Origin of the sequence: Paenibacillus sp. FSL R5-0475 (genome assembly GCF_038004585.1) — a bacterium.
Taxonomy (GTDB): domain Bacteria; phylum Bacillota; class Bacilli; order Paenibacillales; family Paenibacillaceae; genus Paenibacillus_AQ.
This window is the reverse complement of the sequence record NZ_JBBORK010000001.1, coordinates 5,002,524-5,028,973: the sequence shown is the minus strand read 5'-3', so window position 1 is coordinate 5,028,973 and position 26,450 is coordinate 5,002,524. Positions and strand designations below refer to the sequence as shown.

Here is a 26,450-nt window from a genome sequence, read left to right as displayed (position 1 = left end):
GATTCTAATCATAGAGAAGTAGACTACTAAACTTTGTAAGCCCTTTAACCGAAATATAAGAATATACATAAAGACGTTAGTATGGTTTGAGAGGAGTCTATCACGGCATGAAAAGAAAAATTTCAATATGGACGGCAATTTTTCTAGCGGGAGAACTGGTACTTGGAGCAGGGTATCCTTCTATCGGAATTGGAATATCGGCAGTACATGCTGCAGCGGAATTTGGCATTAGTGTGTCGCCAGCACCTGGAGCAACCTATGTAAATATCGGGTCATCTCTTAAATTAAGCTTTGATCGTCAAGTAAACCCACAGGCTGGAGAAATTACCATCACGGGTCAGGGTGATAGTACACCTTTTGTGACGATTCCTATTGGTAGTTATGGTTTAATTGGTAGTTCAAAAGATTACGAGCTTAAATTAGGGCCAAACCAACAATTCACTCCGAATAAGGCATACACGGTCACAATTCCCAAAGGATTGTTCAAAGATAACGAGGGTAATGAATCAGGACTTACTTCATGGGTATTTACCACCGCTCCCGAGAGTAATACGGCTATCACGGCAGGCAACTTTTCACCGGCTAGTAATGCAAGAGTAGATGCCGGGAGTTTAAAGGAACTTAGTCTGACACTAAATAAGCAGCTGTTAAAAGGTGGGGGCTCTATTAGAATCTTGTCCTCAGCAGATAATACAACCGTGCAAGAGTTCAGAATAAAGGATGATGACACTAGAGTTAACGTTCTGACTGATGCAAACTCTACCACAGTTAAATTAACGTTGGAGAAAGCTTTGGCAGCCGGAGGAAGTTATTATGTTCTAATAGATGCCTACGCTTTTAAAGATGTTGATAATCGAACGTTTGCTGGTATTTCTAGCGGGAATGTATGGAGTTTTTCTACGAAAGGTGTAGCTGAAATTCCAGTAACCCCATCACCGGCTAACGGTTCAGGTGGTATATCTACCACAGGAGCGCTACAGCTCACTTTTGACCGTCCTATGATGCCTGCATCAGGTTATATTACGGTGTCCCCAGGGGCTGCTAACGATGCCAGAACGAGATGGCTTGATGTGAACTCCCCAGCCGTTACTGGAGGAAGCAGCAGAACTATAACATTGAATCCAGCGTCATCAGCCTCACCTCTGCTAAATGGCACGCAATATACAGTTACGATCCCCCAGGGTGCTTTTTATGATCAAGATGGAAATGTATTTCCTGCCTCGGGCCCGTACACTTGGACCTTCACAACGGTATCTTTGACTGGACTTGGCGTAAGTGCTTTGAATCCATCTGATCGAAGTGAATCTATTGCTAACAACAGATCCTTTTCGATCGCTTTTAATCGGGATGTGAATTACAACAGTGCAGTGGCCAATGGTGTGGCTCTATATAAAAGCGGAGGATCTCAGTTGCCGGTTAACGTTACTCGGAGTACCACTACAGCTAAAGAATTTATAATCACACCTTCTGTAGTGTTAGATAGTGATTCAACTTATTACATTGATATCGCTAAAGGGGCTTTTGTAGACGCAAGTGATGCCAACGTTCTATATGAAGGATTAAGTGGTAAGAATTCATGGAGCTTCAAGACCTTGTCTCTGGACAAAACTGCTCCACAGCTCACATCTGCACAGCTTGAGAATAACCGAACGATTCGTCTGAAATATAATGAGTCGCTCAATTCATCCATAGCGTTGTTGACCTCAAGCTTTGGAGTTACGGTGAATGACGAGAATCGAGCGATTGAAAGCGTCTATATTCAGGGAGACAGCGCTTATCTGGTGCTGAGTACAGGAGTAGCTGTTGGGCAGATTGTAAAGGTCAGCTATAATGGCGGACTGCGGACGATTCAGGATCCAAGCGGAAATGCGGCGAGCACTTTTAGCTCTAAACAGATCACGAACTCCATCGAGTCCTCCATGCCGACACCTAAAGATGGGAGAATCACAGGGAGATCCGTAGTATTAAATTTTAACGATACACTAAAATCAGTTTCCTATTACGCTCATAACCAGTTCTCAGTGACTGCAGATGGAAGCTCACTTGGGGTCAACTCGATCAGTTCCAGTGGTAATACAGTATATTTAACATTGGCTAGTGAAGCATCAAATGGACAGAATGTTCGGGTATCCTATTATGCAGGTTCTTATCCTTTGCAAAATTCTTATGGACAAAATATTGCGGACTTTACTGATTTCAATATCCGTAACAGTAACGATACGATTGCGCCAGTGTTTCAAAGTGCAACCGGAGGCGGCACTAAAATCATTTTGAATTATAATGAAGGCTTGTCTACAACCAATCTCCCACTGAATAGCCAATTCTCTGTTTTAGTGGGCAGCACGCCTAATTATGTAACTAATGTATCGGTCAGCGGCACTCAGGTTACTTTAACGCTTCAGAAAGCGCTGACGTTGAATCAGAATGTGACCATATCTTATGTGCCGGGTTCTGCCGGGGTGAGCGATTTGAATGGAAACCGAGCGGCGTATATTAACTTGCAGCCTGTATCCATTTCGGAGAATAGCGGCACCACTGTTCCGGAGATTAATTCAGCGGCCGTGTCGGGTGACGAGCTAACAGTTACTTTTGCAAAAAATATGCAGGCATCCGGTTCCCTCTTCACCAATCAGTTCGGAGTTAGAGCAGATAGCAGCAGCGTAGGAGTGCAATCCTACTATATCTCAGGCAATATTCTGAAGATAACATTATCCTCAGCTGTAAAAACCGGGCAAGCTGTCGACTTATCCTATATGTCTGGTAACGGTATGATTAAGGATTTGAGTGGGAATATACTATCCTCATTCTCAGCATTATCAGTTCAGAATCTAACCGGCGTGACCACCGGATCTGGAAGTCGTCCATCCTATCTGGGAACACTTGCAACGAGTGAGTTTGGAAAAGAGTATCTACTGTTAAAGAGCGACTCCTCACAAATTGTGGATGACCGTTCTTTATACAATCAATCCGTAAAAAGATATACTATAAACGCAGATCGAATAGCTGCAAGTTATGAATATCTGAATAAGATGAACAATGATATATTAGCTTTTGAAGTTCCTTCCACCGAGCAAGCAGCTTTTGTATCCGTTCCGCTAAAACCATTGCTCGATGCGGTAAATCGTAATAAAAATACTAAGTTTATGATTCGTCATGGAGATAACCTATTTAGCGTAGGGCTCAATGATATGGATATGAACGGGCTTGCAAGCAGCCTGAACTCGGAAAGTAAAAATATTTCGCTCGTGTTTCGCTTGGATAAAGTTCCAGCAGGCACGTTTACACCTTTTGAGCAAAAGCTGCAAACGTTGGGAATGCGAACCGTTACTAGTCTCATGGATGTTCGTGTGACGGCGATCGTTGGCGGCAGTAATTCGAATTCCAAGGCACTGGCTGTACCAGGAGAATACACCGTACGTACTACTTCCTCGTTAAATAGTGCGCAGACATCTGTAGTCAGATTAGATCCTTCTTATGACGATGCAGCTTATCTACCCACAAAAATCAGTACGGTAGGCAGCTATACGATTATTCGTGCTCGAACCAATGGTAATCAGGTGCTAGGGACCTTCTTGTCCCTCCGGACTTTCACGGATATGAGTAAGCACTGGAGTAATGCGATTGTAGCTGAGCTTGGCGCTAAGAGTATTATCGATAGCAGCTACGGCAATGCGTTTAATCCGGAGAAAAAAATTACCCGCTCTGAGTTTGCTGTTATGCTTAGTCGGGGTCTGGGTTTGCTTGGAGATCGTGAGACAGCACAACGCTTCCGAGATGTGCGGCCTTTCACACAAACAGGAGATTATATTGGTGCAGCGGCTAAGGCAGGAATTATTACAGGGAATACGGATGGTACTTTCCGTCCGAATGATAATATAACACGCGAGCAGATGGCGATCATGATGATCCGTGCGATGGAATATACCAATCATCCTATTACACTAAGCGGTACTTCTGCCTCAACACTTGCAAGATTCAAGGATAAGGCAAAGATTCAGAATCAAAGTGCGGAGTTCGTCGCAAAGGCAGTGCAATCAGGGATTATTTTGGGCATGACAGTAAGTGAATTTGGGCCCCAAGGCAATGCCACCCGTGCTCAAGCTGCCGTGATGCTACAACGGATGCTGAAACAGGCTGATTACTTGTAAACAACTCTTATATATAACCAAACAATTGGTAAAGCCCGGCAATTATGCCGGGCTTTTTTTGTCGTCTAATTATGACAGTTTTGACTCTATAAAGCTTGAAATCTCTCAATTTCGCAACTTTTTGGCGTATTTTCAGTCTATTAAAAGAGTACTAGAAAAATAGGAACCAGTTTCCAGACATTGATATGGACTGATAGAGTACAAAAGAGATGGGAGAGTTACGTTGAAATGAATGAAGTTTTCATGGAGAAGAAGAGTAGCGAGGTTGTACGGGGAATAAGATTATCTTCCACTAAAAAGTGGATTGCCGCTTCATTGGCTGGTGTGTTATGGATTATGCCGGTCATCGGCAGTGAAGGTATGATGCTGTTTGGTCAGGGGTCTGCACCAATCGCAGCTGCAGCCACAGCTCCTTTTAAAGTAAGTAAGCTGGGAGAAGAAGTGATTACTTCGGGCGCCATTATGATGAAATATAAATATACTACTACACGTTCTGGAGCGAGTGCTTCTGGGCTTGCGGATGTCATTCGTGTAGATCTTAACAATCCATATGTTTCTTTAGATGTAATGACTGGTAAAGGTGGAAACCTGACTACGCGGCAAAGTACTGGCGGGATGGCCAAGGAAACTGGAGCCGTGGCCGCAGTAAATGGCGATTATTTTAATACAGGTGGAGAGGGTGCTCCGATCGGTGGACAAGTATCAGGTGGAGTCCTGGTGTCTACCCCTTCACAATTAGATGGAATGTATGCCTTTGCAGTGACAAAAGATCGCAAACCTATTATTGACGAGTACAGCTTTGAAGGGATGGTAACCGCGCCAGATGGCGCACAGTTTGAGATCTCCGGTATCAATAAAGGCGCTTATAGCCCTGAAGGCGGCAGCTCGACTTATAGTCATGCTAATGCTATGTATATCTACACAGATGTATGGACTGCACTCGACCGCCCTAAAAATAGCTCTACCACTCCAACAGAGGTACTTGTTGAGAATGGTGTAGTTACTCAAATCTCAGAAAATGCTGCACTCCCTATGGCGGTTCCAAAGGGAGCTTATATTTTGCGGGCACATGGCTTAGCCGCACGATATGTTACTGCCCATTTGACGGTAGGACAACCTGTAACAAGTGTGTATTCCCTGAAATCTAAGACTACACAGCAATCGCTAGATCCTGCGAGTCTACAAACAATGATTGGCGGACATACGATTCTAGTAAATAACGGAAAAGCAGCAACGTTCTCTCGTTCTACTAGCAGCATTGGAGGCTATCGTGCTCGTACGGCTTTAGGATATTCCCAAGACGGACGTTATGTATATATCATAGCTACTGAGAAAAATGGCAATAGTTCAGGGATGTCTCTAACCGAATTGCAATCATTTATGACCAATATCGGAGTCTGGAAAGGTCTTAATCTCGATGGAGGCGGCTCTACAACGATGGTAGACCGGCCCCTCGGTGAAACCTCTACTACACTCACTTTTAATACAGAGTATGGCACAGAGCAACGCAGCATCGTTAACGGGCTTGGTGTCTACACTAACGCCCCGCAAGGTGAAGTCAAAGGAATCAAAATTAGCGGAAGTTCCGCACTGCTGGTTGGACAAAAGGCAACATATTCTTTAAAGGGTTATGACACTTACTACAACCCTATTGATGTAGCAGCAGGTAATCCTACATGGGTATCAAGCGGCGGAAGCGCAACGGTAAGTGCAGGTGAAGTAACGGCAGTGAAGCCAGGTACCGTTACCTTAACGGCTAAAAGCGGTTCTGCAAGCGCCTCTACAACTGTTACAGTTCTGGGTGGTAATGATCTATCCAGTATGAGTGTAGGTACAGCTACAGCGCCACTGACAGCCGGAACTACTGTGTCTGTCCCTGTTACAGCGGCAACGAAGAGTGGAACAACTATCAATGTTCCGGATTCAGCACTGAAGTGGGAGTTTGTAGGCTTTAAGGGAGCCGTGAAAGATGGCAAGCTTACTGTAAACGCCGTTGATGCAGGGGTTACTACAGGTTATGCTATTGCCCGTTATGATGGATTTAGTGCAGTGGTTGTATTATCAACAGCAGCAGCTACAACATGGGAAGATTTCGAAAAGGTAAGCTATCCAATCGACTTTACTACCAATGTTCCAGCGGTACAGGGTACTGCAACGATAGTGGATGGAACGGCTGAAAGAGTAGGCTCCAAGGTGCTGTCACTCAGTTATGATATGACGGCTGGCAGCGGCAAAATGTATGCTTATGCTCAGCTTAATGGTACAAGCGGCAAAACAGTTCCAGCGCTTGCAACTTCGATGTCGGTTGATGTGATGGGCGATATGAGCTTGAATTGGCTGCGTGCTGAATTTGTAGACAACAGTGGAGCTACAGCTTATGTGGATCTTGCGAAGATCATCGATTGGAATGGTTGGAAGAACATTAACATTGACTTGTCAGGCTCAGGCATTAAATTCCCAGCAACGCTGAAGAGACTCTATGTAGTCAACGTAGAGGAAGGCCAGGATGAACGGGCGAAGACGGGTACAGTTGCCTTTGATAATATCACCTTTACAATGCCTTCACTTTCCAGTGATGCAGGCTTACCAAAAGGGACAGCTTCTATGAGCATTGGCTCGAAGGCAATGACCGTAAACGGAAATAAGAAAGCTATTGATGTAGCTCCAATTGTAAAAGACGGCAGTACTTATGTGCCAATTCGGTATGTCCTTGATGCTTTCGGAGGCAGTGCTAGTTGGGATCAGGTGAACAAGAAGATCATGGTATTACGCGGGGCCAAGGCACTGGATCTTACCGTAAATAAAAAAGAATATCTGCTGAACGGTAAACGTCAGAGTGCTGAAGTAGCACCAATCATTTTACAAGGTAGGACTTTAGTACCGTTAAGACTAGTTTCTGAACAGCTAGGATTAACTGTAAAATGGGAACAGAAAACGAAGACCGTAACTATCGAATCGTGATATGTTAATATAAAGGAAAACCTTTAAAACGATTCGATAGAAAAGGGGCAAGCATCCGTGGAATTTCAAGCCGATGCGATTGATCGCGTCATTAAAAATACCATCGACGTGATGGAGAGCAGCAAGTATCAGATTTTTGAAATATTGCAGGTTGCGCGTGATGAACTTGCTGCACTCAACAAAGAACTGCAGCGGGTCATGGACGAAACGGATGAAACATTGAAAAAAGTAGACAAGCTGGAGCTGCAGTATCACCGCTCCAGAATCCGGCTGACAGAGGTCAGCCGGGACTTTGTCCGCTACTCGGAGAAGGATATCCGTATTGCCTATGAGAAGGCAACGGAGCTACAGCTCGAACTCATGATGACGCGTGAGCGAGAGGTCTATCTTCGATCAAGACGTGATGAATTACAAATGCGAGTGCGCAGTGTCGAAAATTCTGTAGAGCGCGCAGAGTCAATTGGTTCACAAATGAGCGTAGTGCTCGAATATTTGTCAGGAGAACTAGGTCAGGTGACGAGAATTGTCGAATCTGCGAAGAACAGACAGATGATAGGACTCAAGATAATCCTGGCTCAAGAGGAAGAACGGAAGAGAATTGCCCGGGAAATTCATGATGGTCCTGCTCAAATGCTGGCGAATCTAGTCCTTAGGACGGAAATTGTAGAAAGAATGCTGGTAAAGCAGGAATTTGGGTTGGTGCAGGACGAAGTAATAGATTTGAAAGGACAGGTTCGATACAGCCTGGAAGAAATGCGTAAGGTCATCTTTAATTTACGACCGATGGCTCTCGATGATTTGGGATTAATTCCGACTTTGCGGAAATATGTGCATGATTTTGAGGAGAAGACGAAGCTGAGGACGACCTTGGAAACCAGAGGTCAGGAACATCGACTATCTTCAGCCATGGAGGCAGCGGTATACCGATTGGTCCAGGAAGCTTTGTCTAATGCAGCTAAACATGCCTACCCGAGTTTCGTATTGGTAGAGATTACTTACCAAGCGCAGTTAATTAAGATTGTGATTAAGGATAATGGATTAGGTTTTAATGTGCAGAAATTAAAAAATCCGCAGGGCAATCGTGAAAGCTTCGGGCTAGTAGGTATGCGGGAACGTGTAGAGCTGCTTGAAGGCAGAATGGAAATCATATCAGCCGAGAATCAGGGGACAACAATCGTGATCCACATTCCGACGAACGTGGAGAAAGGGAAGGAGTAATGTGATGGAGAACTTAAACTCTACTAAAACGCCCATTAAAGTTCTTTTGGCGGATGATCATCAGCTTTTTCGTGAAGGGCTGAAACGTATTTTGAATATGGAGGAGGATATCGAAGTCATCGGTGAATGTGGTGACGGTATCCAGGTATTAGAGTTCTGTAACGGAACTAAACCAGACATCGTACTGATGGATATTAATATGCCTATTGAGAATGGCGTGGAGGCCACTCAAAAACTGCGGGAAATGTTCCCGGAGGTTAAGGTAATTATTTTATCGATTCATGATGATGAGAGTTATGTGTTTGAAACCCTTCGTAAGGGTGCCAATGGTTATTTATTAAAGGATATGGAGGCTGAATCCCTTATTAATGCGATCCGTTCGGTCTGTGAGGGACACGCTTTTATTCATCCAAAGGTTACCGGAAAGCTAATCAATCAATTGCGGCGCATGACTTACCTTAATGAGACTGGAGTAGCTGCTGATACGGTAGTGAAGGAAGCCGGTGTTAAGTTTGTGGCCGGTGACAACAATCCTCTAACACGTCGTGAAGCAGAAGTACTGCGGCTGATGGCGGAAGGTAAGAGTAACAAAATGATCGGTGAGTATTTGTTTATTAGTGAAAAAACGGTCAAAAACCATGTTAGCAGTATTTTGCAAAAAATGGAAGTGGATGATCGTACGCAAGCAGTAATCAACTCGATCAAATATGGTTGGGTAACTTTATAAAAATATCTACAGATTTACGTTACATATAGGAATGAAATCAAGGAGAGCTCAGCTTGTTTCTTTAAAATATAAGAAAGTATAAGTTTCACATCATACTTTATGTCTTATATTTCTCGCTTAAACGCTTACCGTCCTTACAAGGACGCCGAAGGCGTTTATGCTTGATAGGAACTCTGGGCAGTCACCGACCTTTTAAAGCCGGCATATAGTGTTGGTATACAGAGGAGGTGCATCTCCATGGTAGCCCAGTTGATATGGATTGCGGCTGTTTATGTATCCGCTGCAGTGATTATTCATATGCTGCATAATCGGCAGAAGGTGCGGCAGACACCGCAGTCCGTGAAATGGATTCATTATATTTTGATTACCCGCAATCATGCATCTGTTGTGGAATGGTACATTCGGGCGCTGACATTTCAAGCATTTTTAACCGGAAAACGATTTCGAGTAACGTTCATGGATGATGGCTCGAGCGATGGAACCCTTGGAATTGTTTCCAGGCTGGCTGATAGTGGCTGCTCTATCGATCTTGCAACATCTATGTACACTTTTCAGGTGAGTGAAGAAGAGTTGCAGCAACAAGGGATTGTGGTAGACTTGCGGTTGTCAGGGCAGTCTGTTTCGTTGCCTTTTATGGGGATGGCAGGAAGTAGGGGATGCGAATCAAAGCGCGACAGATTTTAAGTGAATATGTGAGTAACGGGTGAAGCACACTCTCCAAGAAATGGAGGAGTGTGCTTTTTGCGTTAGAGGCTGGGAAAGTGGTGTGGGCAAGAGTGATTAATGGTGAGACTTAAAGGAGGCCGATTTTATGCGAGCTGCTGTATATGCCTTGGAATGTAGGGGGATCTGGAGTGTTTGGATTTCTTTAGATCTTACAGTAGATAGATGGTGGTGGTCTGGCGCTGGGCTGGAGAGTCAAGGAAGAGGCTTAGTAACGGAGGACAAACTGGTCTTATTATCTCCTGCGCTGCCGCTGGGGTGGGCGGTGAAGCTGCGCGATTATTTTAAACAAAGGGACGGAATGAGGAACTGGGGGGCAAAGGAGTGGGGGCAATACGTAAGCAGTGTTCTTGAGCCTGAGTTGAAGGAGGAAAGGGAAGCAGGAGGAACGGGAAAGGAAGGGTGGCTTAGTGATGGGGTATCGCTATGGCGACCTTATGAATTAGGTTGGGTAATAGAACAGGGTAAGAAGAACATTGATAGCAGAAGTTACAGTAGAAGAAATGATCTCGATTATGCTTTGCTTGAATCGGAGGCAGAACAACTATCGTGGGCTGTGGCCGGCCGCTCTTTACTGCAGCCGGAAATTGAGGCGCTGCTGGCAGAAGGATTGCCAGAGCTGACAGGTCGTTGGCGCCAGGCGGCACAACTGGCGCATTTGCAGGGGCGGCTTACGTTTGCCGCCGCCGTTGGTAGTCACGCCCCGGCTGCGCCCGGGTCGCGGGCCCGCCAACTTCCTGCGGGCGCTGGCGCTCTGGCGCGTGCGGCGGCTAGGCTACCGCACGTATTGTGGCGCGGCGCTGTCGCCCGCCGCGCGGTTTCGCGCTGCCTGCGCTGCGGCAGCGCTCCCACCGGCCGCACGGCATGCGCCGCGTGCGGCCTTATGGGCTGCGCCTATTGCGAGGCCTGCCTCGCACTTGGGCGCAGCCGGGCTTGCGCGCTGCTGCTGCGCAGCGCAGCGCTTCCGGCCGTGCGGTGCACGGCCGCCCTTGACCCCACCGCGGCCGCAGGCCGGTGGGGGCTAAGCCCAGCGCAGGCGGGAGCCGCCGGCGCTGCGCTGGGTTTTCTGGCGGAGCGGCGCGAGCGCTCCACCAAACTGTGCCCAGAGCGGTTCCTGCTCTGGGCGGTGACGGGAGCCGGGAAGACGGAGATGATCTTCCCGCTCCTAGAGGCCGTGCTTGCCGCCGGTGGGCGGGCGCTCGTAGCGACGCCGCGACGCGATGTCGTACTTGAGCTCGCTCCGCGGCTCGCCAAAGCTTTCCCGGCGGAGACTCTCGCCGTGCTTTACGGCGGCAGCGCAGAACGCTGGGTGAGTGGTCGCTTAACGCTCGCGACCACCCATCAGCTGCTGCGCTTCCATCGAGGCTTTGATCTCGTAATCATTGACGAGCTGGACGCATTTCCCTATCACAATGATCCTATGCTGGCTTATGCCGCTGAACAAGCCTGTAAGGTAGATGGCTCTTTTATCTACTTATCAGCTACTCCACCACAAGAAATGCAGCGGTTGGTCCGGTTAGGCAGACTTCCACATGCCAGAGTACCTGTTCGCTTCCATGGTCATCCCTTGCCTGTGCCACAGCATCTGACCATGACATCCGTTCAAACATGCCTAAAGCGTGGGATGTTACCTAGATCTCTCATACATACGCTTCGTAAGTCGCTCGAGCGCGAGGCGCAAATCTTTTGTTTTGTGTCGCGTATTGCACATATTGAAGGATTACTGGTTCTGCTTCGTCGGAGCTTTCCCGGCGTAGTTATCGAGGGTACTTCCTCCAAAGATTCCTTCCGGGCAGAGAAGGTAACTGCTTTTCGCGACCGGGCTATCTCCCTATTAGTAACGACTACGATTCTGGAACGAGGAGTTACAGTCCCACGCAGCGATGTATTTATTTTGGATGCGGATAGCGATCTTTTTGACGAAGCCTCCTTGGTTCAGATGGCGGGGCGTGCCGGGCGATCTAAGGATGATCCTGCTGGGCGTGTTGTATTTGCCTCTCCCCAATGGACCCGATCACAGCGAGGAGCGATCTCTCAGATCCGTACTATGAACATCATCGCTCGCCGCAAAGGATACATTAGCAAGGAGGCGCCGAGATGAGCTCTCTGTTCACATGGTTAACCAAATCTCGGGCACTCTTGTCACCTTCCGTAACTCCATGCTTAACCTGCGGCAAGCGTATTCCTGGATCCTCACAATTTCCTGGAGTTTGCAGAATATGCGTAGAATCCATTCCTTGGATAAGTTCCCCTCGTTGCATGAAATGTGGTCGGCATGTGGGCTGTCCTGACTGTACCCGCAGTAGTGAACCATCACCGATTATTTGTAATCGGAGTGCAGTGGCCTACACTAGTGTTATGCGAGAATGGTTGGGTCAGTATAAATATCGCGGGAATGAACGGTATGCCCCTTTACTAGGCCTCATGCTGGATAGAGCCTATCTAACCCTTAAAAAAGAGAAGCAGAGCGCTCTTTTATCACGAAAACCATCCAACATCCATCGTTCTTGGTCTGCTGATTTGTTAGTGCCAGTGCCTGTCAGTGCTTCCCGGCTTATGGAGCGGGGGTTTAATCAAGCAGAAAGATTAGCTGATGTGCTATCTAGACGTAGGAAGGTTCCACAGCTTCCGCTACTGATCCGCACACACCATACGGGAAAACAGAGCTTTAAGAGTCGGGCAGAACGACTAGTGGATATGAAACACGCTTTTGCAGAGAATCCGGCAGTAACAGCACAATTTGCAGATTGGATGAAAAGGAAGGTACCTCTAAATCGTCCTGTCCGGATTATTATTGTTGATGATATTTATACAACAGGCAGTACCATTCGTGCATGCGCTGAGATCATACAACAAATAGGCTCAGATTATGGTTATGCGGTAGAGATATATAGCTTAACTTGGGCACGTTCTTAAGTGGGAACAAAATGCATAATTGTGAACACTACTATTCACTTTTTGAAGAGGAAGCTACCCTTAATAGGGTTTCTTCCGTCCCATAGACGAATTCCCTGCAATCATGTAATCTAGGAGCATAAGAATATTATGCGTTGTACAGAATGTACGGAGAGGAGCGGCTGCTTGTTATGAATCTAGACAATTGTCCAAGGTGCGGCCGGTTGTTTGTTAAGAATCTTATGGGGTTGTGCCAGCCCTGCATCAAAGAGCTGGAGCATGAATATGAGACCTGCGTGGAATATTTGCGGGAGAACAAAGGAACCAACATTCAAGAGCTGTCCGATGCTACGGGAATTTCGATAAAAGAGATCACCCGATTTATTCGAGAGGGCCGGATATCTATAGCAAATGCTCCTAATATGATGTATCCCTGCGAGGTGTGTGGAACGCTGATTCGCGATGGGCATATGTGTGATAGCTGCCGTTCTCGGCTAAGGAAGGATCTCTCCAATGCCGCCAAGGAAAGTGCTGCTGAGGATTCTACCAAAAAGACAACAGACGGTGCATATCGTGCCATAGACAAGTTGCGTGACCTATAAAATCTGCAAAAAAACGTTTGCAGCTATAAAGAATGTTTCAGTCTACGCCGATAAACTTAGTAAAGATTATCGGCTTTTTTATATTAGAAGGAAGGTGAAGTTATGAAAATTAACGAGACCGGACGAATTAACGCAATGAATCCGTATCAACGCAGCGCGGATGCGCAAAGGCAGGAACAAATGAAGAAAAGTTCACGCAAGGATGAGGTTTCGATCTCTGATGAAGCAATTCAGCTCTTGCAAGCACAGAATTCTGGTAATGATGCTGAACGTGCGCTTAAGATCGACAGTTTGAAGCAACAGGTCTCCGCAGGTACCTATCAAGTAGATGCAGCTAAGCTAGCAGAGAAACTCGCCCCTTACTTTAAGCAATCCTCCGAGAATTAGGTGAAACCATCCATGGCATTGACGACATTAATAGAACTATTGGAGCGGCTGGACGAAGTGCATAACCAAATGCTGGAGCTGGCCGCTGAGAAAAAACAGACGATTATGGACAACAAGGTGGATGCCTTAATCGACATCCTGAACCGTGAGTCCAAGCTAATGAAGCTGATTGGGCAGCTCGAGGAACAGCGAATCGCGGCAGCGTATACCGTTCTACAAGGCGTAGGTATTCGTTCCAACCTGAACCTGAACCTAACTGAGCTGTCCAGACTTATATTTGACCCTGAAGACAAGGCACGACTGCTGCATATTCAGCAGAAGCTTTCTGGCACTTTGCACCGCTTGAAAGAAGCAAATGAGCTAAATCAGAAGCTGATAGAGCAGTCGCTTACTTTTATAGATTATTCTTTGGATCTGCTGGTCGGAAGACCGAATCAGGATATCACATATCATCGTCCGTCCGATAAGGGCATTGGCGTAAATCGGTCGGGGATTTTTGATGCACGAGGCTAGAATTGTACTGATGAAGTGTTCTGCTGGAGCAGAACATAAGGAGGAGTAAGAAGCATGACATCCACATTTCACTCGATAGAGACCGCGAGACGTAGCCTTTTTACTCAGACCGCAGCTCTTAATACGACTGGACACAATATCGCAAATGCGAATACCGAGGGTTATACTCGTCAACGTGTTAATATGAAGGCCGCTTTACCTATTGAAGCGTACGGATTTAATAAATCTACCGTTCCTGGTCAAATGGGTACAGGGGTGGAATTCTCATCTATCGATCGGATTCGGGAAATGTTTCTGGATGATCAGTACCGTGGTGAGAATTCATCATTTGGAAACTGGAAACTTCAAGCAGATACCCTCTCTAAACTAGAAGCGATTGTTAACGAACCATCGGATACAGGTATTCGTACGGTGCTGGACAACTTCTGGAAATCCTGGTCAGATCTTAGTAAGAACCCTGAAGATCCTACTGCTCGTAAGATTGTAGTGCAGACTGCACAATCTTTGACAGATGCCATGAACTATATGAGCACACAGCTAAATAATCTGGATCGAGATCTAACCACTAATATTGAAGTTAAGGGAAAAGAAGCCCAAGGCTATCTAACCGCTATCGCTGACTTGAATAAATCGATCTATAAGATCGAAGGTATGGGCGATCAGGCGAATGATTTACGCGACCAACGCGATCTGATGGCAGACAAGCTATCCAAGATTGCTAATATTACTGTTGTGGAAACGGAAGCTGGTTATAACATTTCTCTGGGTGGACAGCCACTGGTAGAGGGTGGAGAAGTGACTGCAACCGTAGATAGTGCATTTCTTAATAATGCTTATGCCGCTGGAACTTTGAAGGGCGGCGAGGCTTACGGAATGATTTTCTCCAAAAATACTTATGTTACCGACTACAAGAAACAACTCAATGATATGGCTAGTACGATTGCTACTGGCAACGTTGAAATTACAATACCGGGAGGTTCCAATCTTCCTGAGGGTACGGTGTTGACTAATGATGCCAAGATTACTCAAGTGGATGGCACCGTGGTTACTTTAGCCGCTGGTCAGGCAATGCCAAAGGGAGCAACGATGTATGAGGACGCTAAGACCATTGTCAAAGGTTTGAACGGACTTCACAAGTTAGGTTATGCGATGGATGGAAGCGCTGGTCGTGATTTCTTTGTAACCTCTGGTGATGCTGGAACGATCAAATTGAATCCGGAAATTGCTGCGGATGTAAACTTATTCGCAACCTCGCTACGTACAACTGTTGATGCTGATGGCAACACGCAGGTTGTTAAAGGAAATAACACCTTGGCTCTTTTATTGACAAACCTCAAGGATAGTAAATTCACTACGCCGGACGGTAAAGTTAGCAATACTGTTGGTGGACTTCTAGGCTCTATGGTTGGCCAGTTGGGTATTCAATCGCAGGAGGCAGCGCGTCAAACCGATAACTCAGATTATCTGGTAGAGCAGGTTAACTCCCGCCGTCAATCTGTCAGTGGTGTATCGCTGGATGAAGAAATGTCGAATATGCTAGTATTCCAGCATGCTTATAGTGCCGCAGCGCGTTTTATGACTACTTTTGATGAACTGCTTGACAAATTGATTAATTCCACCGGCACAGTCGGCAGATAAAAGGAGATATAGCGTATGTTGAGAGTAACCTCTAACATGATGAATTCACAGCTTCTGCTTAACTTAAACCGTAATGCACGTACAATGAACGATACACAGTTACAGCTTTCAAGTGGACAAAAAATTAACAAGCCTTCCGATGATCCAGTAGGGATCACGTATTCCCTACGCTACCGTGCGGAGCTTTCCTCTAATGAGCAATATACAAAGAATGTAGATAGCGCGCTTTCATGGTTAGATTATAATGATACGGTCCTAGGTCAAGCGGGAGATGTTGTTCAAAAAATTCGTGAATTGACAGTACAAGCAGGGACAGGAACTAATCCGCAGTCCGCACTTGATAGTATCAATTCAGAAGTGTTGCAATTGAAAGAACAGCTTGTGGATATTGCTAACAGCACACTAAATGGTAAATATATCTTTAATGGTGAACAATATAATACCAAACCTTATGATTTTGCTAAAGGTGCAGATGGTACCTATGATGTAACTAAGCCGATTACTACAGATACTGGGCAGATTCAGTTTATTGTAGGTGAGGGTGTACGTATGCCTATTAGTACTAGTGGCAATGACGTATTTGGAAGAACTGGTGAAGCGGATAATTTATTTACCATTATTAATAATATTTCGGGTGCCTTAAAAGCGGGTGATATTACTGCAATATCTAATCAACTTACAAATATTGATACGCGCATGGAGAACCTATTAACGGTCCGTTCAGAAATAGGAGCCAAGACCAATCGGGTAGAACTAATGCAGGAGCGTTTGAGCGATTTGAATCTCAATCTTACTGATTTGCAGGCCAAGACGGAAGATGCCGATTACGAAGGTTTGATTATGCAGTCGAAGATTCAAGAAAATATCTATAACGCCTCATTATCTGTAGGTGCAAAGATTATATCTACAACTCTCGTGGACTTTATCAGATAACGGAGGTGGTTTTCGTTGCTTCAGCCGATATTGCAAATCCGTCAGACGCCTGCTGTGATTGGGATTGATGCTGATCCGGGTACCTATTCGATTTCTCAGCCTAAAGCTGAGGTCAATGTAAATACCACACCCGGACAACTAACGGTTCAATCCACTCGGCCTGAGCTTACCATAGATCAATCTCGTGCATGGGCAGCCTATAATGGCGGTAATTTGTTTGATATGAACAAACGAATCTATTCCGGCATTCAGCAGCTGTATCTTCAGGGTATAGCTAGAAAGGTTGAGCAGGGGAATCGGATGGCAGAGTTTTTTAAACCAGGTAATACGATTGCAGAAGTGTACGGCACTGATACCGAACCTAATTCATTTCCAGAGATTCGTGGACCAGCATCATATGATAATGTCGATATTCATTTTGAGACTAGAGCCCCCAAAATTAATTTTCGGGCCGCCCATGTTGATATACAGGTGGAAAGACGTAGTCCTGAGATTGAGTATACCCGAGGCAAGTTAAATATATATATGCAGCAATATGCAACCATACAGTTTTTTTTACCTGAAATTAACGTTCAATTGTAGGTCTTTAAGCTATAGATGTGCTGGGAAGCACCTCTATAGCTTTTGTGCTATATATGGTTTGGTAGTAGTATTTTTATGATGCCAGTTATTTTGAGGAGTGAACAACTTTGATTATAGAAACACTATCTTGGGGCGAGATTGATGTAGATGAGGAACAGTTATATCATTTCCCTAAAGGATTACCCGGTTTTGATGAAGAAACAGACTTCGCTTTGATTGCTGTGGAGGAGACACCTTTTTGGTACTTACAGTCTGTGAAGGAAAAGGGATTGTCCTTTTTGCTAAGTGATCCATTTGTTTTTTATCCATCTTATGAATTTGATCTTCCAGATGATGAGGCGGAAGAACTAGGGATCGACAAAGAGGTTGTCGTTCGTTGTATCATTACTCTGAAGGAACAAGTTGATCAGTCTACGATTAATCTTCTTGCACCCATTGTATTGAATCCAGTGAAGCATGCTGGGAAACAAATCGTTCTGCATAGAGCTCCTTATCATACTAAGCACAGCCTTTTGCTGGAACAGTCGGTTATCGATGGAAAGGACGGTGTATGATATGCTTGTACTTACCCGCAAAAAAGGTGAATCCATCGTTATTCAGGAGCAGATAGAGTTGACGATCCTAAGTGTGGAAGGTGATATAGTAAAGGTGGGCATCTCGGCGCCTAAGCATGTCGATATTTTCCGAAAAGAGGTATATCTTTCTATTCAAGAGGCTAATCGTGAGTCTGTTGCTCCTATACAGACTGATTTGAATGCCTTGATCCATCGATTTCGTGGAGAGAAGAAGAGCGATTAATAGACGTATTTAAATACGTAGAATCTAGAACCTAGGGCTGCCCAAATGCAGACTTAGGTTTTTTTTTTGGTTTTAGAAATATTTTTGAAAAAACTTCGAATTACTCTAAACTGTTGGGCATACGCCGTCGATATATGTAGTAGACGTTGAACCTGCAGGGCGGCCGACCTTAAAGGTTCGGCGTTTACCACATGGATGTGGAACTAACTTAATTTCAGGGAGGAAATATCAAATGATTATCAACCACAATATCGCCGCAATGAACACACACCGTCAGTTGGGTGTAAACACTGCCGCAACTAGCAAAAATATCGAAAAGTTGTCTTCCGGTCTTCGTATCAACCGTGCAGGTGACGATGCAGCTGGTCTCGCAATCTCCGAAAAAATGCGTGGACAAATCCGCGGTTTGGATCAAGCTACTCGTAACGCTCAAGATGGAATCTCTTTGATTCAAACAGCTGAAGGTGCATTGAACGAAACTCACTCTATCCTGCAACGTATGCGTGAGTTAGCGGTACAATCTTCGAATGATACGAACACTGATGCCGATCGTACAGAGCTTCAAAAAGAAGTTACAGCTCTTACGGCAGAAATTGATCGTATTTCTACTGATACAGAATTCAATACTCAAAACCTACTTAACGGTAAGTTTAGTGGTAAAAAAATTCACATCGGTGCGAACGCTAGTCAGACTTTGTCCGTGAGTATTACAACTATGGGAGCAAAAGCACTTGGCGTAGATGCTATCGATTTGTCAAAACAAAGCTTAGCCAATAAAGCTATCACTTCTATCACTAAGGCGATTTCACGTGTGTCTGCACAACGTTCATCTTTAGGTGCGATTCAGAACCGCTTGGAGCACACAATTAACAACTTGGGTACATCTTCTGAAAACCTATCGGCTGCTGAATCCCGTATTCGTGACGTTGATATGGCGAAAGAAATGATGAACCAAACTAAGAACTCTATCTTAGCTCAAGCAGCACAAGCAATGTTGGCTCAAGCCAACCAACAACCTCAAGGAGTTCTTCAACTTCTTAGATAATAGTTTGAGTTAAGATTATAATGAGGTAGATGGCGTAATCGCTATCTACCTTGTTTGCTAAAGAGGAGAATGAAAAATGACCTATTATATTAATGGAGAAAAGTTCAACCAGAAGGAAAGCCTCCAAGAAACTTATCAAGATGTGGTTTTGTATCTAAATCAAATTTCATCAATAATTGTGGATAATGCGGGAGTGCCTCTCGATGAATTGGATATTAAGGATCTTTTGAAAGGACATAACAATCCAATCTTTGAAACAAAGTTAATTATTGAGCATGAACAAGAAGTGCTTCAAAACGTGCATCAGTTTTCAAAAGAACTTTTATTAACAATTGAGAACTTGAATTTGAAAAGTATTGAAGATATATTGTCAGCGTTTTCTGAGTTGTCTGCTACATTATTAGAGTTATCGAATGTGGATAGTTATTTTAAGTTTAATAAGATTAGCAAGACAAATATAGAATTAACTGTGAGACAAGCGGAACAAAAAATAGTGGAAAATGATTACTCATCTATTACTGAGATTATCGAACTAATCTACTCAGAATGGATTGAGGATTTTATAGAGGAATTAGAAACCAGAAAGGGAATCAATCAGTGAGTATGTATGAAATAACAAGTGGAACAGCAGATGATGGAAGTCAGATATACATTTATAAATCAGAGGGTATAAATCTGCCGTTAAATTCTAAAATCTCTCCTAAGAGAGAGATAGCTAAACTTTTGAAAAAGGAAATATCAGAGAAGAATAAAATTACTTTTGTAATAGGCATTGGAAATGGTGAGATTATAGAAGCCCTTCATGCAGATTATCAAGATATTCCGAAAGTAATTATCATAGAGCCTTTCAATGAAGTTGTATTGAATGAATCTACATTGAATACAATTAAAATCAGTAAAAATATAGAATTCTACTATTTTAGAGACTTGCTGCCTATAATGATAACCACTATTATAGAGCAGTTTAGAGGTCTCTCTTCGCAAATCATTATTCATCCTAAATATGATCAAACGGAATCCCAATTCATAAATGATACTTTGAAATTAATAGAGAAAAGTTTAAGTCTGTATGTAATCAATAATAATACAGTGAATTTTTTTAAGAAAAATTGGATCATAGAGCCGATATTAAACGTAGTTTACACCTATGAAATGGATCCGATAGATAAGTTGTTGAGAGAGTTTCGAGGAAAAGGAGCTATACTAGTCTCTTCTGGACCATCCTTAACGGATAATATTGATCTTATCAAAAAAGCAAAAGATCATATGTATGTTTTTTGTGTAGGCTCTGCTTTAAGGGCGTTGTTGAAATATGATATTCATCCCGATTTTGTTGTTTCGATTGACGCTAGTTTAACAAATTATGAAGCTCACTTCAAAGGACTTAATTATGAAGGTATTGCTATATTTGATACGATGACTCATCATTTAATTTTGGAAAACCATCAAGGACCGGCTCTGAAAATGTTAAGTGAGATGGATGGTATTACGGGAAGTTTATTTCCTGAGATGACTCGATTCATATCCGTCGCTTCGGTCGCTATTTCTACCTTAAACCTAATTTATCAACTTGGATTTGAAGAAGTGTATTTAGTTGGGCAGGATTTATCTTTTATTGATAAGAAGTACTATGCCGAAGGTATAACAATACATGAAGGAGTTAGGATAGAAGAAGAATTGTGGGTAGATAGTAATGATGGGGCAAAGGTTTTAACTTCTGAAACATTATACGCACAGATAGATTCATTCAATCAATTAACGAATCTTATAAAGGACCATATCAAAATCTATAACGTTTCGGCAAAAGGTGCAAAGATTAACCATGTTCCATATATCCATTCTGAGAAGATTAATTATCAGAGGTTTGAAAAAAATGTTTCTTTCACTGTTAATCAAAACATAACGAAAATCAAAGGGAAAGAAAAAGCGATTGAAGTAATAAAAAATCTATATCAAATTCTTGATTTAGTAAAAGTAGAAGAAAGAAAAATGAAAAAAATACGTGAAAATGTAGTCAATATTTCCGATATAAGAACATTGTTGAAAAGCGTGAAGAAGCTTAGAAAAGAGCCGCTCGTTGAAGATTCTCTATTAAATCAGCTAATAGACGATGTTCAAAGAATTAATAATCATTTTGAATATAATTACAATGAGTCTCGGACGACAAATGATCAAAGAAAAGAAATGAGAGATAGTATTCACGTACTGTTTATCAAATTAAAGAATTATTTAGAGTTATTATTAAACGATGAAGAGATTCAAAAGTTTTATTCTAAAGGGTGAATGTAAATGAAGAATAAGGTATTAATAACAGGAGCGGACGGATTTATCGGCTCGCATTTAGTAGAAGAACTTATACGCCAGGGATATGATGTACGAGCTTTCGTCTATTATAACTCATTCAACTCGTGGGGATGGCTTGACTCATTATCAGGTGATGTTAAGAGAGAGTTAGATGTATTTTCAGGTGATATTCGTGATCCACATGGAGTAAAAGAAGCCATGAAGGGGTGCGATATGGTTTTGCATCTGGCCTCGTTAATTGCAATTCCTTATTCCTACCATTCTCCAGATACGTATGTAGATACAAATATAAAAGGAACATTAAATATACTTCAAGCAGCACGCGAGCTTGGTGTATCTAAAGTAATTCATACGTCAACTAGTGAAGTATATGGAACTGCTCAATATGTACCTATTAATGAAGAACATCCTTTACAGGGACAATCACCGTATTCTGCATCGAAAATTGGTGCGGATCAAATGGCGTTATCTTTTTATCGTTCGTTTGAAACGCCAGTAGCAATTATCAGACCGTTTAATACGTATGGGCCACGTCAATCTGCACGTGCTGTTATCCCGACGATTATCACACAGCTTGCATCGGGTAAGGAGAAGATCAAACTGGGTGCTTTAAGTCCGACGAGAGATTTTAATTATGTTAAAGATACTGTCAGTGGGTTTATTTCAATTATGAATAGTGAAAAAGCACTTGGTGAAGTGATTAATATAGGTAGTAATTATGAGATTTCAATAGGAGACACAGTTAAGGCTATTGCTGATGTAATGGACAAAAAACTTGAAATTGAAACAGATGAAGTTCGCTTTCGTCCTGAAAAAAGTGAAGTGGAACGATTGTGGGCAGATAATCAAAAAGCGAAAGAATTGCTCGGCTGGGAACCATCATACGGTGGAATAGAAGGATTTAAACGTGGATTGAAAGAGACAGTTGATTGGTTTACAGATCCCACGAATTTATCAAAATATAAGGCAGATGCATATAACATATGAACAAGCAGTGGCAGGAAATAATTCAGGGCATAAAAGAAATTTATGGTAATAAAGATTTTATTCCCTTACATGAGCCGACCTTCAGTGACAAAGAAGTTGAGTATGCAACGGACTGTATTCGAACAGGGTGGGTCTCATCTGTTGGTAAATATGTCGATGAGTTTGAGAAGAGGCTTGTAGAATATACAGGTGTGAAGCGAGCTGTTGCTGTTGTTAATGGTACTGCTGCTTTGCATATTGCGTTAAAAATTGCTGGTGTGCAGGCGAATGATGAGGTTTTTATGCCGGCGCTTACGTTTATAGCAACAGCAAACGCGGTTTCATACTTACAGGCAGTTCCTCATTTTATTGATGTTTCTGAAGAAACATTAGGCATTGATCCCAAAAAACTTGAAGAATATATTCGAGAGATTGGTGAGATACACAATAATCAGCTCATTAATAAAGTGACGGGCCGTGTAATACGGGCTATAGTTCCCATGCATACATTTGGTCATCCTGTAGATATTGATCCGTTAATTGATGTTTGTAAACGGTATAATCTTGTTCTTGTCGAAGATGCAGCGGAATCACTGGGTTCTTATTATAAGGGAAAGCACACGGGGGGATTTGGCCTTGTAGGCGCGCTCAGTTTTAATGGTAACAAAATCATGACCACTGGTGGCGGTGGAGCGATATTAACGAATGACGAACAACTTGCAGATTATGCAAAACATATTACTACAACTGCCAAAATACCGCATCGTTGGGAATACCGTCATGATGAGATAGGGTATAATTACCGAATGCCCAATATTAATGCGGCTCTAGGATGTGCTCAAATTGAAAAGATGGATGTATTTCTTGCGAAAAAAAGAGCGTTAACTCAAAGTTATAAAAAGTTATTTGAGCAAATAGATGGAGTAGATTTATTTGTAGAACCTGCTTTTGGAACGAGTAATTACTGGCTTCAAACCATTATCCTTGATTCGGAGCAACACAGTCGTGATGACGTGCTAGATTTATTGAATAAGGATGGAGCAATGGCAAGGCCAATTTGGACGCCAATGAATGAGTTAACTCCTTATATGCATTGCCCAAAAGGTGATTTGACAGTGACAAATGAGCTGAATAAAAGAGTTATTAACATTCCATCGACTCCTCTTTGAAAGGGGTAATCAACTATGAATAAACGTAAAATTTGTGTTGTCACTGGAACACGATCTGAATATGGGTTGTTGTATTGGTTGATGAAAGAAATCCATTCTGATGCTGAATTGGAACTACAATTAGTTGTTACTGGGATGCATTTATCTCCTGAATTTGGCCTAACTTATAAGCAAATTGAGGAAGATGGATTTACAATTGATAAAAAAGTAGAGATACTCTTGTCATCAGATACCTCTGTAGGTGTAGTTAAATCAATTGGAATTGCAACAATAGGATTTGCGGATGTACTTGATCAATTAAAGCCTGATTTAATTGTTATCTTAGGAGATCGATTTGAAATGTTGGCTGTGTCACAGGCTGCACTAATCATCGGTATCCCGATTGCACATTTACATGGTGGAGAGTTAACCTTTGGCGCATTTGATGACTCTATTCGTCACTCTATCACGAAGTTGGCTACGTGGCATTTCACTAGTACCGAAGAACATAAACAACGAGTAATTCAACTTGGTGAATCACCAGATCGAGTGTGGAATGTTGGTGCGTTAGGAATTGAGAATATTTTAAAGGTGCCACTTTTATCAAAAGATGAGCTATACAATCAGTTAAGTCTTGATAAAAACAAGTCACTTTTGCTTATTACATATCATCCTGAAACACATGGAGATAGGGATGGAATTCATCCGTTATTAAGGGCTTTAAGTGAATATTCAAATGTGAACTTGCTCTTTACAAAAGCGAATGCCGATAATGGTGGACGTTATATTAACGAAGAGATCGAAAAGTATACTAAACAAAATGAGACTGCCTTCTTGTTTGATTCGCTAGGGCAATTGCGATACTTGAGTGCAGTTAAACATGCTGATTCTGTTATTGGTAATTCATCCAGTGGGCTCATTGAAGTCCCCTATCTACAAACGCCTACTGTAAATTGTGGTAATAGGCAGGCGGGGAGACAAAGACCGTCATCGGTTTTTGATGTTGAGTTAGATGAAGGATCTATTAAAAATGGCATTGAACAAGCTCTGCAATATGCTGGGCCTTATGAACAGATCTTTGGTGATGGAAATGCTTCTCACAAAATAGTGGAAATTTTTAAAGAAATACCTTCCTATTTGATTCAGAAGGAGTTTTATGACTTATGAACAATCAAGTATATATAATCGCCGAAGCTGGTGTAAATCATAATGGTTCTCTTGATCTTGCTTTTAGACTAGTTGATGCAGCAGTGCAAGCTGGAGTAGATGCGGTAAAATTTCAAACCTATAAGACAGAAAATCTTGTCACCAAAAATGCAAAACAGGCAGAGTATCAAGTGGAGAACATTGGAGAAGAGACATCACAATTTGCAATGTTAAAGAAATTAGAACTTTCGTATGAAGAGTTTTTTCAAATTAAGGCTTATTGCGATGAGAAAAAAATTGAATTTCTATCTACACCCTTTGATCGTGAAAGTATCGATTTTTTAGTAGATGAACTCGCGATTCGTACTGTGAAAATTTCGTCTGGTGAATTAACAAACACACCGTTCGTTCATTATATTGCTACAAAACGTAAACCAATAATTTTATCAACAGGTATGGCAACTATTGAGGATATACATGAATCTTTGTCCTTCATTGCTTACGGTCTGGCGTATCCAACAGATGAAGTGAAAATAGAAGCTGTGCAAAAGTTTTACCCCTCCTCTGAGGCAAAGAAGTGGTTGAAGGATTATGTAACGGTATTGCACTGTACAACTGAATATCCAACTCCGTACGGAGATATTAATTTGCAGGCGATTGATCATTTAACAAGAGAGACCCAATTAGATGTGGGTTTATCTGATCATTCAGAGGGGATATACGTGCCTGTAGCTGCGGTTGCCCGTGGTGCTCTGGTTATTGAAAAACATTTTACAATAAGTAGGCTTTTGCCCGGACCAGACCACCTCGCATCCTTAGAACCAGATGAATTACAAGAGATGGTGAAGGCAATCCGCATTATTGAACTCTCATTAGGAGATGGAAATAAAAAGCCAACTATCAAGGAACAGATAAATCAAATCGCTGCTCGTAAAAGCTTAGTAGCTGCGAAGTCAATTATGATTGGAGATACTATTACTAAAGAAAATTTAACTGTCAAAAGACCGGGAAGTGGTATGGCTCCTTCACAATATTGGTCACTAATCGGTAAAAAGGCATCGAAAAGCTATAGTGAGGATGAACTAATTGATGAGTAAGCCTGTTATCCTTATTGGAAACGGTGGCCACGCCGCGGTCATAACTGATATTTTGTTACAGCAAAAACGCTCAATTATGGGTTTCACAGCACCGGAAAAACAAGAGAATCGTTTTGGACTTTCATATCTTGGCACAGATAAAGTCATTGACTCATACAATATTTCTGATATTGAACTTGTACTTTGTTTAGGTTCTATTGGAGTACCTTATATTAGAGCGGATATATTTCAGCAATTTAAAACAAAGGGTTATACATTTTCCTCAGTCATTCATCGAAATGCAATTATTTCTCCTTACTCAAAATTAGGTGAGGGTGTGCAAATTATGGCGAGTGCTGTTATTGAATCTTTTGCAAGTGTTGCCGATAATACTATTATAAACACATCTTCAAGTATCAACCACGACTGCTCAGTTGGAAGAAGTTGTCATATTGCGCCGGGAGTTACACTTTCTGGAAGCGTGATAGTCGGTGATTTAACACATATTGGAGCAGGATCGACAATTATTCAAAACGTTCAGATTGGAAGTCAAGTAATAATTGGAGCAGGATCGCTAGTTTTGCAAACGATAAAGGATAGAAGCAAGGCATACGGAACTCCCGCTAAGGAAGTGTAGAAT

23 protein-coding genes are annotated in these 26,450 nt (G+C 42.8%); all 23 read left to right on the top strand.

The genetic code is table 11. The features are described from left to right. Nucleotides 1-107 precede the first annotated feature (107 nt). The 23 genes from MKX41_RS22575 to MKX41_RS22465 all read left to right on the top strand — a co-directional run bounded on the left by MKX41_RS22575 (nucleotide 108) and on the right by MKX41_RS22465 (nucleotide 26,447). Entirely contained in the window at nucleotides 108-4,148 is a 4,041-nt protein-coding gene (locus MKX41_RS22575; protein ID WP_340973215.1) for an Ig-like domain-containing protein, read from the top strand. 228 nt (nucleotides 4,149-4,376) lie between these two features. Continuing rightward, complete coding sequence (locus MKX41_RS22570) at nucleotides 4,377-7,109, top strand: stalk domain-containing protein (RefSeq protein ID WP_340973214.1); 2,733 nt, start codon at nucleotides 4,377-4,379, stop codon at nucleotides 7,107-7,109. 57 nt (nucleotides 7,110-7,166) lie between these two features. Further along, complete coding sequence (locus MKX41_RS22565) at nucleotides 7,167-8,327, top strand: sensor histidine kinase (RefSeq protein ID WP_042131343.1); 1,161 nt, start codon at nucleotides 7,167-7,169, stop codon at nucleotides 8,325-8,327. A gap of 4 nt (nucleotides 8,328-8,331) precedes the next feature. Next, on the top strand, nucleotides 8,332-9,054 hold the full coding sequence (locus MKX41_RS22560) for a response regulator (RefSeq protein WP_042131342.1): 723 nt from the start codon (nucleotides 8,332-8,334) through the stop codon (nucleotides 9,052-9,054). A 237-nt stretch (nucleotides 9,055-9,291) separates the two neighbouring features. Continuing rightward, on the top strand, nucleotides 9,292-9,738 hold the full coding sequence (locus tag MKX41_RS22555) for a glycosyltransferase family A protein (RefSeq protein WP_076285666.1): 447 nt from the start codon (nucleotides 9,292-9,294) through the stop codon (nucleotides 9,736-9,738). A 127-nt stretch (nucleotides 9,739-9,865) separates the two neighbouring features. After that, a complete protein-coding gene (locus tag MKX41_RS32340; protein ID WP_445671324.1) occupies nucleotides 9,866-11,878 on the top strand; it encodes a DEAD/DEAH box helicase in 2,013 nt (670 codons plus the stop codon). Further along, nucleotides 11,875-12,693 (top strand): ComF family protein, encoded by an 819-nt coding sequence (locus tag MKX41_RS22545; protein ID WP_340973212.1) that lies wholly within the window; start codon nucleotides 11,875-11,877, stop codon nucleotides 12,691-12,693. The genes MKX41_RS32340 and MKX41_RS22545 overlap by 4 nt, the downstream gene beginning before the upstream one ends. A gap of 170 nt (nucleotides 12,694-12,863) precedes the next feature. After that, nucleotides 12,864-13,274: a TIGR03826 family flagellar region protein gene (locus MKX41_RS22540; RefSeq protein WP_340973211.1), complete on the top strand. Its 411-nt coding sequence runs from the start codon at nucleotides 12,864-12,866 to the stop codon at nucleotides 13,272-13,274. Between the two features lie 102 nt (nucleotides 13,275-13,376). Beyond that, on the top strand, nucleotides 13,377-13,661 hold the full coding sequence (gene flgM / locus MKX41_RS22535; protein WP_042192418.1) for a flagellar biosynthesis anti-sigma factor FlgM: 285 nt from the start codon (nucleotides 13,377-13,379) through the stop codon (nucleotides 13,659-13,661). A gap of 12 nt (nucleotides 13,662-13,673) precedes the next feature. After that, nucleotides 13,674-14,174, top strand: coding sequence for a flagellar protein FlgN (locus MKX41_RS22530; protein WP_340973210.1), 501 nt, complete (start codon nucleotides 13,674-13,676; stop codon nucleotides 14,172-14,174). A gap of 54 nt (nucleotides 14,175-14,228) precedes the next feature. Next, a complete protein-coding gene (gene flgK / locus MKX41_RS22525; RefSeq protein ID WP_340973209.1) occupies nucleotides 14,229-15,812 on the top strand; it encodes a flagellar hook-associated protein FlgK in 1,584 nt (527 codons plus the stop codon). A gap of 15 nt (nucleotides 15,813-15,827) precedes the next feature. After that, nucleotides 15,828-16,745: a flagellar hook-associated protein FlgL gene (flgL, locus tag MKX41_RS22520; protein ID WP_340973208.1), complete on the top strand. Its 918-nt coding sequence runs from the start codon at nucleotides 15,828-15,830 to the stop codon at nucleotides 16,743-16,745. Nucleotides 16,746-16,760: 15 nt separating this feature from the next. Further along, nucleotides 16,761-17,327 (top strand): DUF6470 family protein, encoded by a 567-nt coding sequence (locus tag MKX41_RS22515; protein WP_223178937.1) that lies wholly within the window; start codon nucleotides 16,761-16,763, stop codon nucleotides 17,325-17,327. A 107-nt stretch (nucleotides 17,328-17,434) separates the two neighbouring features. Continuing rightward, nucleotides 17,435-17,881: a flagellar assembly protein FliW gene (fliW, locus tag MKX41_RS22510; RefSeq protein WP_340973206.1), complete on the top strand. Its 447-nt coding sequence runs from the start codon at nucleotides 17,435-17,437 to the stop codon at nucleotides 17,879-17,881. Between the two features lies 1 nt (nucleotide 17,882). Beyond that, nucleotides 17,883-18,125: a carbon storage regulator CsrA gene (gene csrA, locus MKX41_RS22505; protein WP_149645331.1), complete on the top strand. Its 243-nt coding sequence runs from the start codon at nucleotides 17,883-17,885 to the stop codon at nucleotides 18,123-18,125. A 232-nt stretch (nucleotides 18,126-18,357) separates the two neighbouring features. Then, the gene (locus tag MKX41_RS22500; RefSeq protein ID WP_149645330.1) at nucleotides 18,358-19,170 is read left to right on the top strand and encodes a flagellin N-terminal helical domain-containing protein; all 813 of its coding nucleotides are present in this window, start codon (nucleotides 18,358-18,360) and stop codon (nucleotides 19,168-19,170) included. Nucleotides 19,171-19,246: 76 nt separating this feature from the next. After that, nucleotides 19,247-19,771 (top strand): hypothetical protein, encoded by a 525-nt coding sequence (locus MKX41_RS22495; RefSeq protein ID WP_340973204.1) that lies wholly within the window; start codon nucleotides 19,247-19,249, stop codon nucleotides 19,769-19,771. A 2-nt stretch (nucleotides 19,772-19,773) separates the two neighbouring features. Next, nucleotides 19,774-21,453, top strand: a complete 1,680-nt coding sequence (locus MKX41_RS22490) for a motility associated factor glycosyltransferase family protein (protein ID WP_340975029.1) — start codon at nucleotides 19,774-19,776, stop codon at nucleotides 21,451-21,453. Between the two features lie 6 nt (nucleotides 21,454-21,459). Then, a complete protein-coding gene (locus tag MKX41_RS22485; RefSeq protein WP_340973202.1) occupies nucleotides 21,460-22,461 on the top strand; it encodes an NAD-dependent 4,6-dehydratase LegB in 1,002 nt (333 codons plus the stop codon). After that, complete coding sequence (locus MKX41_RS22480; protein WP_340973201.1) at nucleotides 22,458-23,609, top strand: LegC family aminotransferase; 1,152 nt, start codon at nucleotides 22,458-22,460, stop codon at nucleotides 23,607-23,609. The genes MKX41_RS22485 and MKX41_RS22480 overlap by 4 nt, the downstream gene beginning before the upstream one ends. Before the next feature lie 15 nt (nucleotides 23,610-23,624). Beyond that, complete coding sequence (gene neuC / locus MKX41_RS22475) at nucleotides 23,625-24,755, top strand: UDP-N-acetylglucosamine 2-epimerase (RefSeq protein WP_340973200.1); 1,131 nt, start codon at nucleotides 23,625-23,627, stop codon at nucleotides 24,753-24,755. After that, the gene (neuB, locus tag MKX41_RS22470; protein WP_340973198.1) at nucleotides 24,752-25,831 is read left to right on the top strand and encodes an N-acetylneuraminate synthase; all 1,080 of its coding nucleotides are present in this window, start codon (nucleotides 24,752-24,754) and stop codon (nucleotides 25,829-25,831) included. The genes neuC and neuB overlap by 4 nt, the downstream gene beginning before the upstream one ends. Then, the gene (locus MKX41_RS22465; protein WP_280787268.1) at nucleotides 25,824-26,447 is read left to right on the top strand and encodes an acetyltransferase; all 624 of its coding nucleotides are present in this window, start codon (nucleotides 25,824-25,826) and stop codon (nucleotides 26,445-26,447) included. Before neuB ends, MKX41_RS22465 begins: the two co-directional genes overlap by 8 nt. Nucleotides 26,448-26,450: the final 3 nt, after the last annotated feature.